Below are 15,232 nucleotides of genomic sequence, written 5' to 3'. Positions count from 1 at the left end.
GAGTACTGTGCACAGCGTGCTGGCTGAGCGACGACATCAGATGATCTTGCGCGCGCTGCGTTCCGGTGGACCGGCCGCTGTGGCGGACCTCTCCGCCCAGCTCAACGTGAGCGCCGCGACAATCCGCCGCGATCTGCTGAAGCTGGAGGAGGAGGGGCTGCTCACCCGGGTGCACGGCGGCGCGGTCGTGGAGGAGGGCGATCAGCCCTTCGCCGAGGTCGCCGAGGTGCGGGTGGCGGAGAAGGACGCCATAGCGGCCCGCGCAGCCGAGCTGGTCGAGGACGGGCAGACGGTGCTGCTGGACATCGGCACCACCGCCTACCGCCTCGCCCGGCAGCTGCACGGCCGCAGACTGACCGTGATCACCAGCAATCTGGTGGTCTACGAGGAACTGGCCGACGACACCGCCATCGAGCTGGTGCTGCTCGGCGGGGTGCTCCGGCGCGAGTACCGCTCGCTGGTCGGCTTCCTCACCGAGGACAACCTGCGCCAGTTGCACGCCGACTGGCTGTTCCTTGGCACCAGCGGCGTCCGCCCCGGCGGCCAGGTCATGGACACCACGGTCGTCGAGGTCCCGGTCAAGCGGGCCATGATCGCGGCCTGTGACCGGGTGGTGCTCCTCGCCGACGCGGCCAAGTTCCCCGGCACCGGGGTGGCCAAGGTGTGCGACCCCGGCGACCTCGACGCCGTGGTGACCAATGCCCCCTCGACCCTGCCGGCCTGTGCCGCGTTCGAGGAGGCCGGAGTGGAAGTGGTACGGATATGAAACTCACGATCCTCGGCGGCGGCGGATTCCGGGTGCCGCTGGTGTACGGGGCGCTGCTCGGCGATCACGCGGAGGGCCGCGTCACCGAGGTCACCCTGCACGATCTGGACCCCGCCCGGCTCGCGGCCGTGGCCCGGGTCCTCGGCGAGCAGGCCGACGGCATACCGGACGCCCCCACCGTGACCGTCACCACCGACCTGGACGAGGCGCTGCGCGGCGCCGCCTTCGTCTTCTCCGCGATCCGCGTCGGCGGTCTGGAGGGCCGGGCGACCGATGAGCGGATAGCCCTGGTCGAGGGCGTTCTCGGTCAGGAGACGGTCGGCGCCGGTGGCATCGCGTACGGGCTGCGCACCGTACCCGTCGCCACGGAGATCGCGCGGCGCGTCGCCCGGCTCGCGCCCGACGCCTGGGTCATCAACTTCACCAACCCGGCGGGGCTCGTCACCGAGGCCATGTCCCGCCACCTCGGCGACCGGGTCATGGGCATCTGTGACACCCCGGTGGGTCTCGGCCGACGCGTCGCCCGCGTCCTGGGCGCCGATCCGGACCGGGTGTGGATCGACTACGTCGGGCTCAACCACCTCGGCTGGCTGCGCGGCCTGCGTGTCGACGGGCGCGACGAGCTGCCCCGGCTGCTGGCCGACGACACCGCGCTCGACGCGTTCGAGGAGGGGCGGCTGTTCGGCCGCGAGTGGCTGCGCGCCCTCGGCGCGATCCCCAACGAATACCTGCACTACTACTACTTCAACCGCGAGGCCGTGCGCGCCTACCAGGAGGCCAAGCAGACCCGCGGCGCGTTCCTCCGCGACCAGCAGGCGGTGTTCTACGAGGCGATGCGCGACCCCGCCGCCCCGCCGCTGGCCACCTGGGACCACACCCGCGCCGAGCGCGAGGCCACCTACATGGCCGAGAACCGCGAGGCGGCGGGCGCAGGAGAGCGCGACACCCAGGATCTGGAGTCCGGCGGCTACGAGCAGGTGGCGCTCGCCCTGATGCGCGCCATCGCCCGGGACGAGCGCGCCACCCTGATCCTCAACGTGCGCAACGGCACCACCCTGGGTGTCCTGGACCGGGACGCGGTCATCGAGGTGCCCTGCCTGGTGGACGCGAACGGCGCCCGCCCCGTCTCCGTCGCTCCCCTCCCCCACCACGCCACCGGCCTGGTGTGTGCCGTCAAGGCCGTCGAACGCGAGGTCATGGCCGCCGCCGAGAGCGGTTCGCGCGCCGCCGCGGCCAAGGCGTTCGCCCTCCATCCGCTCGTGGACTCGGTGACCGTCGCCCGCCGTCTCGTCGACGGCTACGCGAGCGAGCACCCCGGCCTCGCGTATCTGAACCGGAAGTAGGAAACCCCGTCATGCACGATGAACGCCGCCGTATCGAGGGGCGCGTCGAGCGCGTCCTGAAGCAGCGCATACAGCCGGCCGTCCACGCCGCGTCCGTACCCCTCACCATCGAGGCGTGGCAGGTGCCGGACGAGCCGGTGCCGTTCCCGGAGGCCGCGGCCGCTCCGTACGAGCCGTTCGCCCTCGGCACCCCGTGGGGGCCGCCGTGGGGCACCACCTGGTTCCGGGTCCGCGGCGAGGTACCGGCGGCGTGGGCGGGGCGGCGGGTCGAGGCCGTCTTCGACCTGGGCTTCGTCGGCGACTGGCCGGGCAACCAGGCCGAGGCCCTGGTCCACACGCTCGACGGCAGCCCGCTGAAGGCAGTCAATCCGCAGAACCAGTACGTGGCGGTGGCCGATCCGGCCGAGGGCGGCGAACAGGTCGCGTACCTCATCGAGGCCGCCTCCAACCCCGACATCCTCGCGAACGACTTCGCCGCCCCGACCCCGCTGGGTGACAAGCTCACAGCGGGCCGCGCCCCGCTGTACGCCTTCGCCCGCGCCGACCTCGCGGTGCTGGACGAGGACGTGTGGCATCTCGCCCTGGACCTCGCGGTGCTCCGCGAACTCATGCTGGAGCTGGACGAACACCAGCCGCGCCGCCACGAGATCGCGCACGCCATCGACCGCGCGCTGGGGCGGCTCGACCTGGAGGACGTGTCCGGCACCGCCGCCGCCGTACGGGAGGGTCTGCGCGGTGTCCTCCAGCGCCCCGCGCACGCCTCCGCCCACACCATGTCGGCCGTCGGCCACGCCCACATCGACTCCGCGTGGCTGTGGCCGATCCGCGAGACCAAGCGCAAGACCTCGCGCACCTTCTCCAATGTCACGGCGCTGGCCGCCGAGTACCCCGAGTTCATCTTCGCGTGCTCCCAGGCGCAGCAGTACGCCTGGGTGAAGGAGGGACATCCGCAGATCTGGGAGCGGATCCAGCAGGCGGTACGGGACGGGCAGTGGGCGCCGGTCGGCGGCATGTGGGTCGAGGCGGACGGCAACCTGCCCGGTGGCGAGGCCATGGCCCGCCAGCTCGTGCTCGGCAAGCGCTTCTTCCTGGACGAGTTCGGCATCGAGACCAAGGGCGTGTGGCTGCCGGACTCCTTCGGCTACAACGGCTGCTTCCCGCAGCTGGCGCGGCTCGCCGGAAACGAGTGGTTCCTGACCCAGAAGCTGTCCTGGAACCAGACCAACAAGCTCCCCCACCACACCTTCTGGTGGGAGGGGATCGACGGCTCCCGGATCTTCACCCACTTCCCGCCGGTGGACACCTACAACGCCGAGTTCTCCGGCCAGGAGATGGCGCACGCGGTCCGCAACTACGCCGACAAGGGGCGCGGTACGCGCTCGCTGGCGCCGTTCGGGCACGGCGACGGAGGCGGCGGCCCCACTCGCGAGATGCTGGAGCGGGCGCGCCGACTGGCCGACCTGGAGGGCTCGGCGAAGGTCGTCATCGAGCACCCGGACGACTTCTTCGCCGCCGCGCGCGCCGAGTACGAGGACGCCCCCGTGTGGTCCGGGGAGCTGTATCTGGAGCTGCACCGCGCCACGTACACCTCTCAGGCCCGCACCAAGCAGGGAAACCGGCGCAGCGAGCACCTGCTGCGCGAGGCGGAGCTGTGGGCGACGGCGGCCGCGCTGCGCGCTCCCGGTTACGCGTATCCGTACGAACGGCTCGACCGGCTGTGGAAGACGGTGCTGCTGCACCAGTTCCACGACATCCTGCCGGGCTCGTCCATCGCCTGGGTGCACCGGGAGGCGGAGGCGGAGTACGCGAGGGTGGCGGCGGAGCTGACGGAGATCACGGACTCGGCGCTGGCCGCGCTGGGGGAGGGAGAGAGCCCCGCTCGGCCGCATGTCTACAACACCAGTCCGCGCCCCCGCGCCGAGGTGATCGCCGTACCCGCGGGCACCGCCGGCGGGCAGCCGCTCTCCGACGGCCGCGTCGCCGTCCACGCCGAGGTTCCCGCGTCCGGCAGCGCTCCGCTCGCCACGGGCGTCGACCCGGGCCAGGTCGTCGTCGGCGACCGGGTGCTCGACAACGGGCTCATCCGCCTCGAACTGGCCGAGAACGGCACCCTCGCCTCGCTGCGCGACCTCACCGCCGGCCGCGAGGTCTTCGCCCCGGGCGCCCCCGGCAATCTGCTCCGGCTCCACACCGACCTCCCCAACTACTGGGACGCCTGGGACGTCGACAAGCACTACCAGCAGCGCTACACCGATCTACTCGACGCCGAGTCGGTCACCGTCGTCGAGAAGGGCCCGCTGCTCGGCGCGCTGCGCGTGGAGCGCGCCTTCGGCAAGGGCTCGCGGATCGTCCAGACGATCACGGTCCGGGCGGGCAGCCGCCGTATCGACATCGCCACTGACATCGACTGGCACGAGTCCGAGAAGCTCCTCAAGGCGGCCTTCCCCCTCGACATCCACGCCGACCGCTCCACCGCCGAGATCCAGTTCGGCCATGTCCACCGCCCGACGCACACCAACACCAGCTGGGAGGCGGCCCGGTTCGAGGTGTACGGCCACCGGTGGGTGCATGTGGGCGAGCCGGGCTACGGGGTCGCGGTGCTGAACGACGCGACGTACGGGCACGATGTGTCCCGTACCACCCGTGAGGACGGCGGTACGACGACCACGGTGCGGCTCAGCCTGGTGCGCGCCCCGCGCGTCCCCGACCCCGAGGCTGACCAGGGCAGGCACCGCTTCACCTACGCCCTGCTCCCCGGCGCCACCGTCGAGGACGCGATCGCCGAGGGGTACGCGCTCAACCTGCCGCTGCGGGTGGCCGAGGCCCGTACCGCCCCCGACCCGCTGGTCACCACGGACGGTCCGGCCGCCGCCGTCGAGGCGGTCAAACCGGCCGACGACCGCTCCGGCGATGTCATCGTGCGGCTGTACGAATCGCTCGGCGGCCGCACCCGCACCACCCTCCGTCCGGGCTTCGCGCACACCGGTGCCACGGTCGTGGACCTGCTGGAACGGCCGCTCGCCGACGCCCAGCCGGTCACCGTGCACGAGGACGGCGGCGTGACCGTGTCCTTGCGTCCCTTCCAGATCCTCACCCTGCGGCTGAAGCGGAGCTGAGCCGCGTGGCCATGCAACCCTGGTTCCCCGACGCCAAGTTCGGCATCTTCATCCACTGGGGCATCTACGCCGTCGACGGTGTGCAGGAGTCGTGGTCGTTCTTCGAGGGCGACGTCCCGCACGACCAGTACATGGCGCAACTCGACGGGTTCACCGCCTCGGCCTACGACCCCGCCGCCTGGGCCCGGCTGTTCGCCCGAGCGGGGGCCCGCTACGCGGTGCTCACCAGCCGCCACCACGACGGCGTCGCCCTGTGGGACACCGCCCAGGGCGAGCTGAACGTGGTACGGCACACCCCGGCCGGGCGCGATCTGGTCGCCCCGTACGTGGACGCGCTGCGCGCGGAGGGGCTGAAGGTCGGGCTGTACTACTCCCACAACGACTGGAATCACCCCGACTACGCCACCACCCGCTACACGGGCAGGCCCCCGGAGCAGGAGAACAATCCCTACGCCGAGGTCCCCGAGGAAGAGGAGGACCTGGCGGCGTGGGCGCGCTATCTCGCGTACCGCGACGCCCAGGTGCACGAGCTGACCACCCGCTTCCGCCCCGATCTGCTCTGGTTCGACGGGGAGTGGGAACGCACCGAGGAGCAGTGGCGGATCCGGGAGCTGGCCGCGCGGATCCGCGCCGAGGTGCCGGACTGTGTGCTGAACGCGCGCATGCTCAGCGAGGGCGACTACGCGACGCCCGAGCAGGGGGTGCCGATCGAGCCGCCGGACGGGCCCTGGGAGCTGTGTCTGACCTTCAACGACTCGTGGGGTTTCCAGCACCATGACCACAACTACAAGTCGACCGGGCAGCTGATCCGCTACTTCACCGAGACCATCGGCGCCGGTGGCAATCTGCTGCTGTCGGTGGGCCCGAGGGAGGACGGCACGATCCCGGCCGAGCAGATGGAGCGGCTGGAGGGCATGGGCGATTGGATCGCCCGCCATGCGGAGGCCGTGTACGGCACGGTGGCGGGCCTGCCCGCCGGACACCACTACGGCCCCAGCACCCTCAGCTCCGACCGCCGCACCCTCTATCTGACCGTCTTCGACATCCCGCGCGGCCCCATCGGCGTACGGGGCCTGCGCACCCCGGTCCGCGAGGTCCGGGTGCTCGGACCCGGCACCCCGCTGGGCCACCGGGTCATCGGCGGCCTCCACGAGGCACCGGGTGTGCTGTGGATCGACCCGCCCGCGGCCGCCGATCTGGACGGCCACGCGACCGTGCTCGCCGTGGAACTCGACGGCGAGCTGAAGCTGTACCGGGGTTCCGGACGCAGCTGATGCGCGCGGCTCAGGGCCGCACCTGGATCAGCGCATGGGTGCCGCTGGTACGCCAGTGGCGCTCGCGCGCGTCCAGCGCGGCCTCGGTGTCCGCGTCGAGGCCGGTGATGACGTCCGACTTCAGGGTGCGCAGGGCGGCCACCGGCCCGGGGAAGTACCCGGTGCGGTCGGCGAAGGGGGTGGTCGGGGCCCAGAGCCGGTCGCCGACGAGGCGGCGGTAGTTCAGGTCGCCCTTCAGCACGGTGACGGTGGCGTCCGCGAACTCCCGCCGCAGATCGTCCGGCATCTGGTCGTACGGCAGTGGCGCGCGGAAGAAGTCGTGCGCCCGTACGGTGAGCCGCCCGTCGGCCATGGCCGCCCACAGCCGCGCCCCGGCCTCGCCCGCCGCGCCCTTCGCGCGGGTCAGATGGCGCAGACAGTCGACGACGTCGGCGGTGGTGGCGTCGGACACGTAGTACGGATACGGCTTCACCTGGAGGACGGCCCGCCCGGCGCGCCCGTGGCGGAGCAGATGGTCGATGAGGACGAGGTCGGGGAGGAGTTCGCGGCCCGCGTTGTCGGCGACCAGGCACAGTGTGGCCGCTGCCCCGGCGGGCAGCAGCCGCCACAGGGCGGCGGAGTCGTCGGCCACCAGCGGCGCCCCGGCGGACGCCGCGGCGCCGCCGGAGGTGATGCTGAAGCCGAGGTCCGCGCGGTTGCCCCAGAGCGAGCCGTGCAGCAGCGCGTCCGCGGCCTCGTCGGCGGGCCGGTCCAGGAGGTGGTCGAGAGCGGTGAGTTCCCGGTCGGCCTCGGGGGTGTCCAGCTCGGCCTGTTTGAAGGGCCGGAACGGGTCGATGCCCTGCCAGGGGCCGGGGGCGAAGTAGCCGACGGCTCCCAGGAGGCGGCGGTAGAAGTAGCTCTCGATCCAGAGGAAGGGGACGTCGAACCACGAGCGGCCGAAGTACTCCCGCCCCCAGGTCTGCCACCGGTCGTGGTCGTGCGCGCCCGGGTCGAGCGGCGTGATGACGCCCTCGGCGTGCTCGTGGCGCAGCGCGTCGAGGGCGCGGTGCTGTGCGGGGCCGTACGGGAAGGCGTCCCGTACCTTCTCGATGAGCGCCGGATGCCGCTCGGTCAGCACACTTCGGGCGAACGATCCGGGCTCGTCGCCGAGGATCACGGGCGCGTCGGCGGGTTCGGGCATGGCGCCAGGGTTTCACACCGCGCCGGGCGACGTGCGGGGTTACCAGTGCGCGGGGCGCGCGAGGGCGGCGGGCAGGCGGGTGGCGGCGTCGCCCCGGGCGGCGTTCAGCTGGGCCTGGGTGAGGAAGAGGGCGCCGGTCAGATCGGCGCCGCTGAGGTCGGCGTCGCGGAGGTCGGCCCCGATGAGGTCCGCCTCGCTCAGGTCGGCGCCGGTGAGGTCGGCCGCGATGAGCAGGGCCCCGCGGAGGCTGGCGCCGCGCAGATCGGCGCCCCGGAGGCGGGCCCCGATGAGATCGGCTCCCCTGTGGTTCTTCGGCTTGCCCCGGCCGCCCCGGCCCCCGCCGGTGCGGACCCCGGCCCTGGCCAGTTCGCTCGTCCGCAGCAGCAGCGCGTTGACCCCGTCCCGGTGGGCGGCCACGTCCAGCGCGAGGAGGTCGTCGGCGCCGCCCCGGGTCAGCCGCTCGGTGGTGCGCAGCGCCCGGCGCAGCTCGTCGCGGAGGGGGCGGGCCGCGGGGAGGGCGAGGGCCTCGGTGAGGTACCAGAGGAGTTCATGGAGCTGCCGCATCACGGGGAAGACGGCGAACATGCGGGACGCGGTCCGTGGGTGTGACCGCCAGTCGCGGCCCTCGAAGGTGGTGCGGGAGACCTTCTGCCCGGCGCCGAAGCAGTCGAAGACGGTGCAGCCCGCGAAGCCCTTCTCGCGCAGCCGGGAGTGGATGCCGCAGCGGAAGTCGGCCTCCAGGTTGTGGCAGGGCCGCCCGGCCGCCTTGTCGACGGCGAAGTCGGCCGAGGCCGCGAACGGCAGGGCGACGCAGCACAGCCCGAAACAGCTGCCGCAGTCGGCCCGCAGATCGGGGCGGGCGGCGTCGGATATCGGGGCCTCGGTTCCGGCTGACACCGTCGGGTTCTCCTGAGGGCAGGGGCGCCGCCCTGGTCACGGCGGCGCTCTGGTGGGGTCCCATCGTCCCAGAGCCGCGGCGGGCGCGTCAGCCCGGGATGATCAGGTCGATGCCGTACCCGGCGACCGCCAGGCAGGCGGCGAAGCACACCGCCGCGACGGCCACGGCCCACTTCTCCCGGCCCCCGCGCCCTCCGCGCGTGCCCCGGGCGAGGCGGGGCTCGCCCGCGGCGCGGGCCCAGGCGGCGATGCCGAGCGAGAACATCACGACCACCACGATCGTGATGCCCAGGCTGACTCCGAAGACCCCGCCGAGGATGCCCCATTCGACGCCCATCGCGCCCACCTCCTTGGGACCAGCCGGTTCCGCGGTCAGGCCGCCGGGCGGACGGTGCTCTCCGGGTGCTCGGCGGCGGGCAGCTCGTTGACGTTGTCCGAGGTGACCGGGCGGCGCCGGGAGAGCGCGTAGAAGCCAGCGGCGGCCACCACCGCGATGCTCGCGACCAGGGCCACCCCCGCGTCGCCCCGGTCGGCGACCCACGCCGCGACGCCGCCCACGGCCGCCGCAGCGGGCAGGGTGAGCAGCCAGGACACCGCGATCCGCCCGGCGATCCCCCACCGCACCTGGGCCAGCTTGCGGCCGAGCCCGGCGCCCAGGATGCTGCCGGTGCAGACCTGGGTGGTGGACAGCGCGAAGCCCATGTGGGACGAGGCCAGGATGACCGCGGTGGCGCTGGTCTCGGCCGCGAATCCCTGCGGGGTCTGGATGTCGGTCAGCCCGCGGCCCATGGTGCGGATGATCCGCCACCCCCCGGCATACGTGCCCAGGGAGATCGCCAGCCCCGCGCTCAGCACCACCCACCACGGCGGCCCGGTGCCATGGCCGAGCACCCCGGCGGAGATGAGGGAGAGCGTGATGACACCCATCGTCTTCTGCGCGTCATTGGTGCCATGGGCCAGCGCCACCAGGGAGGCCGAGCCGACCTGGCCCGCGCGGAACCCCTTGCGGACCGCCCCGCGGGCCGCGCGGCGGGTGATCACATAGGCGAGATAGGTGGCGAGCGTGGCCACCACACAGGCCACGACCGGGGCGGCGATCGCCGGGATCACGATCTTTTCGAGGATCTCGGCGAACCGCACCGCCGACCCTCCGGCCCCCACCCACACCGCCCCGATCAGCCCGCCGAACAGGGCGTGCGACGAGCTGGAGGGCAGCCCGGCGAGCCAGGTGATCAGATTCCACAGGATCGCCCCGACCAGCCCCGCGAAGATCATCGCCAACGAGACCCGGCCGTCGTCCACGATGCCGTTGGAGATCGTCTTGGCCACTTCGGTGGAGAGGAAGGCACCGGCCAGGTTCAGCACTCCGGCGACGGTGACCGCGACCCGCGGGGTCAGCGCCCCGGTGGCGATGGAGGTGGCCATGGAGTTGGCCGTGTCGTGGAAACCATTGGTGAAGTCGAAGGCCAGCGCCGTGATGATCACCACGATGAGCAGGAAGGAAACGGACCCCATACGGGACCTCCAGCGCAGGGGTTCCGCGCGCCACCGCACCGAACCGTCCGTGAATCCGCTGCCTTTCCCACGCTAAGCGCGAGTTGACCCGCCCGCCAGCGCACCTCCCCGCAGCACCGCCCGCGCCGGAAGCACCGCCGACGCCACCCCCAGCGGCAGACATCCACCGGCCGCGGCCGCCACCCACGGCCAGGCCACCACCAGCCCGACCGGGACGCCGAGGGCGGTGCCCAGCCCGTGGACCATGCCGAGCAGCACGGGCGCGGCCACCGCCAGCCCCAGGGCGGCGCCGAGGGCCACGACGCAGACCGTCTCGCCCGCGACGGCCAGCAGCACCTGTCGGCGGGTCGCGCCGGACAGCCGCAGGGTACGCAGGTCGCGGGCCCGGTCCGCGGTGGCGGCGAGCAGCGTGGCAGCGACGGCGATCGCGGTGTACCCGGAGGTCATGGCGGTCAGGATCAGGGTGAAGATCCGGACCAGCCGGTCGTCCTCGGCGTCGGCGGCGGCCGCGTACTCCGCCACCGGCACCTCGTACGCGCCCAGTCCGGGCGCGGGCCGGGCCGGTGGGCCGCCGGTGCGGTAGACGACATCGGCCAGCGCCGAGGAATCGTGGGCGCGGACCAGTTTGCGGGGAAGGAACAGCTGGTACGGCAGGGAGCCGTCCGCCACCGCGAGGACCCGCAGTCGTACCGTACGGCCGTCGTCGAAGGTGAGCGGGGCCATCCGCCCCGGGCGCCAGCCGTGGGCGGTGGCGACGGCCCGGGTGACGACGACCGTCCCGGCACGCGGCGCGGGGGTGCCGTAGATCCGGGTGAAGCCGGGCGACACCCCGGCCGCCGACAGGGCTGCCGCGCCCCGGCCGCCGTAGACCGTGGTCGACAGCAGCGCCGTCCCCTTCACCCCGGCGGCCGCGGCGTCCGACAGGCCCGGTGTGCCGCGCGGCACGACCGCCGCCTCGGCCCGCACCGCCGCAGCCCGACCGGCGACACCGGCGGCGGCGGTGGTCTGCACGGCGCTGGTGATCAGCGTGGCGAAGGCGACGGTGGCCAGCACGGGGGCGACGGTCGCGGAGGTACGGCGTACGGCGATGACCATGTTCGCGCGCACCAGCAGGGCAACGGCCCCCGGGCGGCGGGCCAGCGGCCGGGTCAGCGCCCCGGCCACCGGGCCGACCAGCGCCGGGATGAGCAGGGTGAGCCCGACGGTCAGCCCCATCGCGGCGCCCAGACACAGCAGCACCATGGCGTCGGGCCCCGTGAACGCGGTGCCCGACGCACACGCCGCCCCGCACGCCGTGGCCACCGCCCCGGCGCCCCACCGGCGCCGGGTCATCGCGCGGCTGTCCACCACCGCCTCGCGCGTCGCCTCCAGCGGTGCGATCCGCGCCGCCCGCCGCGACGCCGACCAGACCCCGGCGAGCGCTACCACCAGGCCCAACGCGAAGGCCGCCGCGGGCACCCAGGGCCGCGTCCGGACCTCGAACCCGACCGGCTGGAAGCCCGCGTCGACGAACAGCCCGGCCATCGCGGGCGCCAGCGCCGCCCCCAGCGGTGCGCCCACCGCGCCGCCGATGGCGCCCACCGTCAGCGCCTCCCCGTACAGCAGGCGCCGCAGCTGCCGCGGGGTGGCGCCGATGGTGCGCAGCAGGCCGAGGTCGCGCCGGCGCTGGGCGACGGTGAAGGCGAAGCCCGAGGACACGACGAGGACGGTGACGAAGGCGGAGAGCGCGGTCATGACGGTGAGGACCTGGGCGCCGATCCAGCGGGTCATCTCGTCCTGTGGCGGGGCCAGTTCGTCGCGGGCGGCGCCGTGCAGCACCTCACCCGCGCCGCCGACGAACTGCCGCGCGGCGGCCGCGACCGTTCCGGGGTCGGCGCCGGACTTCAGGACCAGGCCGATGACCCTGACCCCGCCCGCGAGTTCGGCCGCCCGGCGGCCGGTGGTCCAGTAGCCCGGGCCGTTCATCGTCCCGGCCACGGTGAAGCGCCGTGGTCCGTGCGCGGTGAGCACCGTGATCCGGTCGCCGGGAGCGTGGCCGAGGGCGCGGTCCACGACGATGTCGTCGCGCGCCACCGGTGGGCCGCCCGCGCCGATCCCGTACGAGGCGAGTGCCGCACTCGGCCAGCCGTGTCCCTGGCGCTCCCCCGCCCGCTGCCGGGTGCCGGCCGCCTGCGCGTAGAAGGACCGGTCGGCGACCGCCGCCGCCACGCCGGGGAGGTCTGCCAGCGCGCGCCGCAGCCGCTCGGCGCGCTCCGGGGCCCACGGCGGGTTCTGCGCGAACACCCCGCTGGTGGGGGCCCCTTCGGGACTGCGTACCAGTACCGGCGCCCCCGCCAGCCGCTCGGGTACTCCGGGGCCGCCGGACAACAGGATCAGCGCGCTCAGTGTGATCACCGCGACGCCCAGCGCCGTGGTCACGAAGACGCCCAGGAAGGAGGTCCAGCGCTCGCGCACCGTCGCCGCGGCGATCATCACCACACCTCCAGGGCGGCCGTCCGCGCCGCGATCGCCTCGGCGCCGTCCGCGCCCGGCAGTTCACCGGCGACCCGCCCGTCCGCGAGCAGCACCACTCGGTCCGCGTACGCGGCCGCCACCGGATCGTGGGTGACCATGACCACCGTCTGGCCGTGGGCGTCGACCAGTTCGCGCAGCATCCGCAGCACCGTCCGGGAGGTGTGGGTGTCGAGTGCCCCGGTCGGCTCGTCGGCGAAGACGACGGCGGGCCGGGTGATCAGCGCCCGGGCGATCGCGACCCGCTGCCGCTGGCCGCCCGACAGTTCGCTCGGCCGGTGCCCGGCCCGGTCCGCGAGGCCCACCCGGGCCAGCGCGGCGGCCACCTCGTCCGCGGCGGGGCGGCGCCCGGCCAGGCGCAGCGGCAGTTCGGCGTTCTGCGCCGCGGTCAGCGCCGATACGAGGTTGAAGGACTGGAAGACGAAGCCGACCCGGTCCCGGCGCAGCAGGGTCAGCGCGTTCTCGTCGAGCCCGCCCAGCTCCGTGCCGTCGATCAGCACCTCCCCGGAGGTGGGCCGCTCGATGCCCGCCGCGCAGTGCAGCAGGGTGGACTTGCCGGAGCCGGAGGGTCCCATGACGGCGGTCATGGTGCCCGCCGCGAAGCGAAACGTCACCCCGTCGAGGGCGGTGACGGCGTGTTCGCCGGTGCCGTGGCGCCGGGTCACCGAGCGCAGTTCGACCGGGACGGCGGCCCGGGCGGTGGTGGGTGTCGTGGTCATGGATCCAGCCAACCCGCCCGTGGGGCCCGGCACATGGGCGCCAGGGCGAGTACGGATACTCCACCTGGCACTACCGCCGTCGGGCCGCGCCCCCGCTACCGTCGGACCTCGTGATCCCCCGTACCGTGCCCCACCCCCTCACGCGCCCGTTCACCCTGCTGGGCCGGACGGTGGGCTATCTGCTGTCCGGCGGGCTGTTCGCGGCCGTCGTCTACGTCGGGCTGGGCGGCGTGCTGGCAGCGCCGTTCGGGCTGGTGACCCAGGTGGTGTGCGGGCTGCTGATCGTGGCGTTCGCGGTCGCGCTCGCGGGCCCGTTCGAGCGCCGCCGGCTCGCCCTCGTCATACCCGATCTGCCCCGGCCGCCGGACACCTGGCGGACGGTCGGCTACGGCGCGGTCTCCGTCCTGGCGGTCGGCTGGGCCGACCTCGCCGTCGTCCTGGTCTCCCTGGGCATCCCCGGCGCGCTGCTCCTCACCCCCTTCCAACCGACCGCCGTCCTCTGGCAGACCGTCGCGGGCCCGGTCGCGGGCGCCCTGCTGCTGCCGGTGTCCGCCTGGCCCATCGGCGCGTGGGCCACGGCACGCGCCACCGTCGCCCGGGCCGTGCTCGCTCCCCGGGACCACGAACTGCGCGAGGTGGTGCGTTCCCGGGCCCGGCTGGTCGACGCCTTCGAGACCGAACGCCGCCGCATCGAGCGCGATCTGCACGACGGTGCTCAAGCGCGGCTGGTGGCACTCACCATGAAGCTGGGCCTGGCCGCTCTCGCGCTGCCGCCCGGCAGCGAGGCAGCGAAGGAAGTCGGGGAGGCACACGGCCTGGCCAAGGAGGCGCTGGCCGAGCTGCGGGAGCTGATCCGCGGGGTCCATCCGCAGGTCCTCACCGAGCGCGGACTGCCCGCCGCCGTACGGGACATCGCGGGCCGCTCCCCCGTCCCCGTCGACCTGGACGTCGACCTTCCGGGCCGGCTCCCGCCCGCCGTGGAGTCCACCGCGTACTTCGTGGCCGCCGAGGCGCTGAACAACATGGCCAAGCACAGCGGCGCCGGTCGCGGCCGGATCACGGCCCGGGTCCACGACGGTGTACTGCACATCGAGATCGGGGACGACGGGTCCGGCGGCGCCGCCCCTGGCCCCGGTACGGGGCTGATCGGGCTCGCCGACCGTATCGCCGCCGCGGACGGCAGAATGCTGCTGTCCAGCCCGCCCGGCGGACCCACCCTCCTCAGAGCGGAGATCCCGTGCCGTCCGTGCAGCAGCCCCTCCGTATCGTGATCGCCGAGGACGCCGTCCTGCTGCGCGAGGGCCTGGTCCATCTGCTGCACCGGTTCGGCCACCAAGTCCCGGCCGCCGTCGGCGACGGCCCGGGGCTGCTGGCGGCTGCCCGGGAACACCGCCCTGACCTGGTCATCGCCGATGTGCGGATGCCGCCCGGCTTCACGGACGAGGGGCTGCGGGCGGCCCGCCTGCTCCAGGATGGGCAGCCGGGGCTGGCCGTCCTCGTGCTCAGCCAGTACGTCGAGCAGACCTTCGCCGAGGAGCTGCTGGAGGACCGCCGTGCCGGTGCGGGAATGGGCTATCTCCTAAAGGAACGCATCGGCGACGTCAAGGAGTTCGCCGACGCCGTCGCCCGGGTCGCGGCGGGCGCCACCGTCGTCGACCCCGAGGTCGTACGGCAGCTCCTCGCCCGCCGCCGCGATCCGCTGACCCGGCTCACCCCACGGGAGCGCGAGGTACTGGCCCTGATGGCGGAGGGCCGGTCCAACGCGGCGATCGCCCGCCGTCTGGTCGTGACCGAGGCAGCCGTGGCCAAGCACATCGCGGGTATCATGCTGAAGCTCGACCTGCCACCCGACGCGCCCGACGACCATCGGCGGGTGCTGGCGGTGCTGGCCTATCTGCGCGCCTGAGGCCG

At 73.8% G+C, this 15,232-nt stretch carries 12 protein-coding genes; 6 read left to right on the top strand and 6 right to left on the bottom strand.

Annotated elements, in window-relative coordinates; genetic code table 11:
• Positions 1-16 precede the first annotated feature (16 nt).
• Genes ACH4TL_RS13430 through ACH4TL_RS13415 form a run of 4 tightly spaced genes read left to right on the top strand, consistent with a single transcriptional unit; the run spans position 17 to position 6,499 of the window.
• Positions 17-766: a DeoR/GlpR family DNA-binding transcription regulator gene (locus ACH4TL_RS13430; RefSeq protein ID WP_398327315.1), complete on the top strand. Its 750-nt coding sequence runs from the start codon at positions 17-19 to the stop codon at positions 764-766.
• The gene (locus ACH4TL_RS13425; RefSeq protein ID WP_398327043.1) at positions 763-2,109 is read left to right on the top strand and encodes a 6-phospho-beta-glucosidase; all 1,347 of its coding nucleotides are present in this window, start codon (positions 763-765) and stop codon (positions 2,107-2,109) included. Before ACH4TL_RS13430 ends, ACH4TL_RS13425 begins: the two co-directional genes overlap by 4 nt.
• Positions 2,110-2,120: 11 nt before the next feature.
• The gene (locus ACH4TL_RS13420; protein WP_398327040.1) at positions 2,121-5,225 is read left to right on the top strand and encodes an alpha-mannosidase; all 3,105 of its coding nucleotides are present in this window, start codon (positions 2,121-2,123) and stop codon (positions 5,223-5,225) included.
• Positions 5,226-5,230: 5 nt separating this feature from the next.
• Positions 5,231-6,499: an alpha-L-fucosidase gene (locus ACH4TL_RS13415; protein ID WP_398327037.1), complete on the top strand. Its 1,269-nt coding sequence runs from the start codon at positions 5,231-5,233 to the stop codon at positions 6,497-6,499.
• A gap of 10 nt (positions 6,500-6,509) precedes the next feature.
• On the opposite strand, the gene ACH4TL_RS13410 is transcribed toward ACH4TL_RS13415, so the two are convergent.
• The 6 genes from ACH4TL_RS13410 to ACH4TL_RS13385 all read right to left on the bottom strand — a co-directional run bounded on the left by ACH4TL_RS13410 (position 6,510) and on the right by ACH4TL_RS13385 (position 13,321).
• Positions 6,510-7,679: a damage-control phosphatase ARMT1 family protein gene (locus ACH4TL_RS13410; RefSeq protein WP_398327034.1), complete on the bottom strand. Its 1,170-nt coding sequence runs from the start codon at positions 7,677-7,679 to the stop codon at positions 6,510-6,512.
• A gap of 39 nt (positions 7,680-7,718) precedes the next feature.
• On the bottom strand, positions 7,719-8,576 hold the full coding sequence (locus tag ACH4TL_RS13405) for a pentapeptide repeat-containing protein (RefSeq protein ID WP_398327031.1): 858 nt from the start codon (positions 8,574-8,576) through the stop codon (positions 7,719-7,721).
• An 88-nt stretch (positions 8,577-8,664) separates the two neighbouring features.
• Complete coding sequence (locus ACH4TL_RS13400) at positions 8,665-8,913, bottom strand: hypothetical protein (RefSeq protein WP_398327028.1); 249 nt, start codon at positions 8,911-8,913, stop codon at positions 8,665-8,667.
• Positions 8,914-8,948: 35 nt separating this feature from the next.
• Complete coding sequence (locus tag ACH4TL_RS13395; RefSeq protein WP_398327025.1) at positions 8,949-10,091, bottom strand: anion permease; 1,143 nt, start codon at positions 10,089-10,091, stop codon at positions 8,949-8,951.
• 72 nt (positions 10,092-10,163) lie between these two features.
• Positions 10,164-12,563, bottom strand: coding sequence for an ABC transporter permease (locus tag ACH4TL_RS13390; RefSeq protein WP_398327022.1), 2,400 nt, complete (start codon positions 12,561-12,563; stop codon positions 10,164-10,166).
• Positions 12,563-13,321 (bottom strand): ABC transporter ATP-binding protein, encoded by a 759-nt coding sequence (locus ACH4TL_RS13385; RefSeq protein WP_398327019.1) that lies wholly within the window; start codon positions 13,319-13,321, stop codon positions 12,563-12,565. Before ACH4TL_RS13385 ends, ACH4TL_RS13390 begins: the two co-directional genes overlap by 1 nt.
• 110 nt (positions 13,322-13,431) lie before the next feature.
• Between ACH4TL_RS13385 and ACH4TL_RS13380 the strand changes: the two genes are divergently transcribed.
• Together ACH4TL_RS13380 and ACH4TL_RS13375 are read left to right on the top strand one after the other, a co-directional pair.
• Positions 13,432-14,592: a histidine kinase gene (locus ACH4TL_RS13380; protein ID WP_398327016.1), complete on the top strand. Its 1,161-nt coding sequence runs from the start codon at positions 13,432-13,434 to the stop codon at positions 14,590-14,592.
• Complete coding sequence (locus ACH4TL_RS13375) at positions 14,568-15,227, top strand: response regulator (protein ID WP_398327012.1); 660 nt, start codon at positions 14,568-14,570, stop codon at positions 15,225-15,227. Before ACH4TL_RS13380 ends, ACH4TL_RS13375 begins: the two co-directional genes overlap by 25 nt.
• Positions 15,228-15,232: the final 5 nt, after the last annotated feature.

The sequence above is a fragment of the Streptomyces sp. NPDC021115 genome (assembly GCF_044333065.1).
In the GTDB taxonomy this organism is placed as follows: domain Bacteria; phylum Actinomycetota; class Actinomycetes; order Streptomycetales; family Streptomycetaceae; genus Streptomyces.
This window is presented reverse-complemented; position numbering and strand designations above follow the sequence as displayed.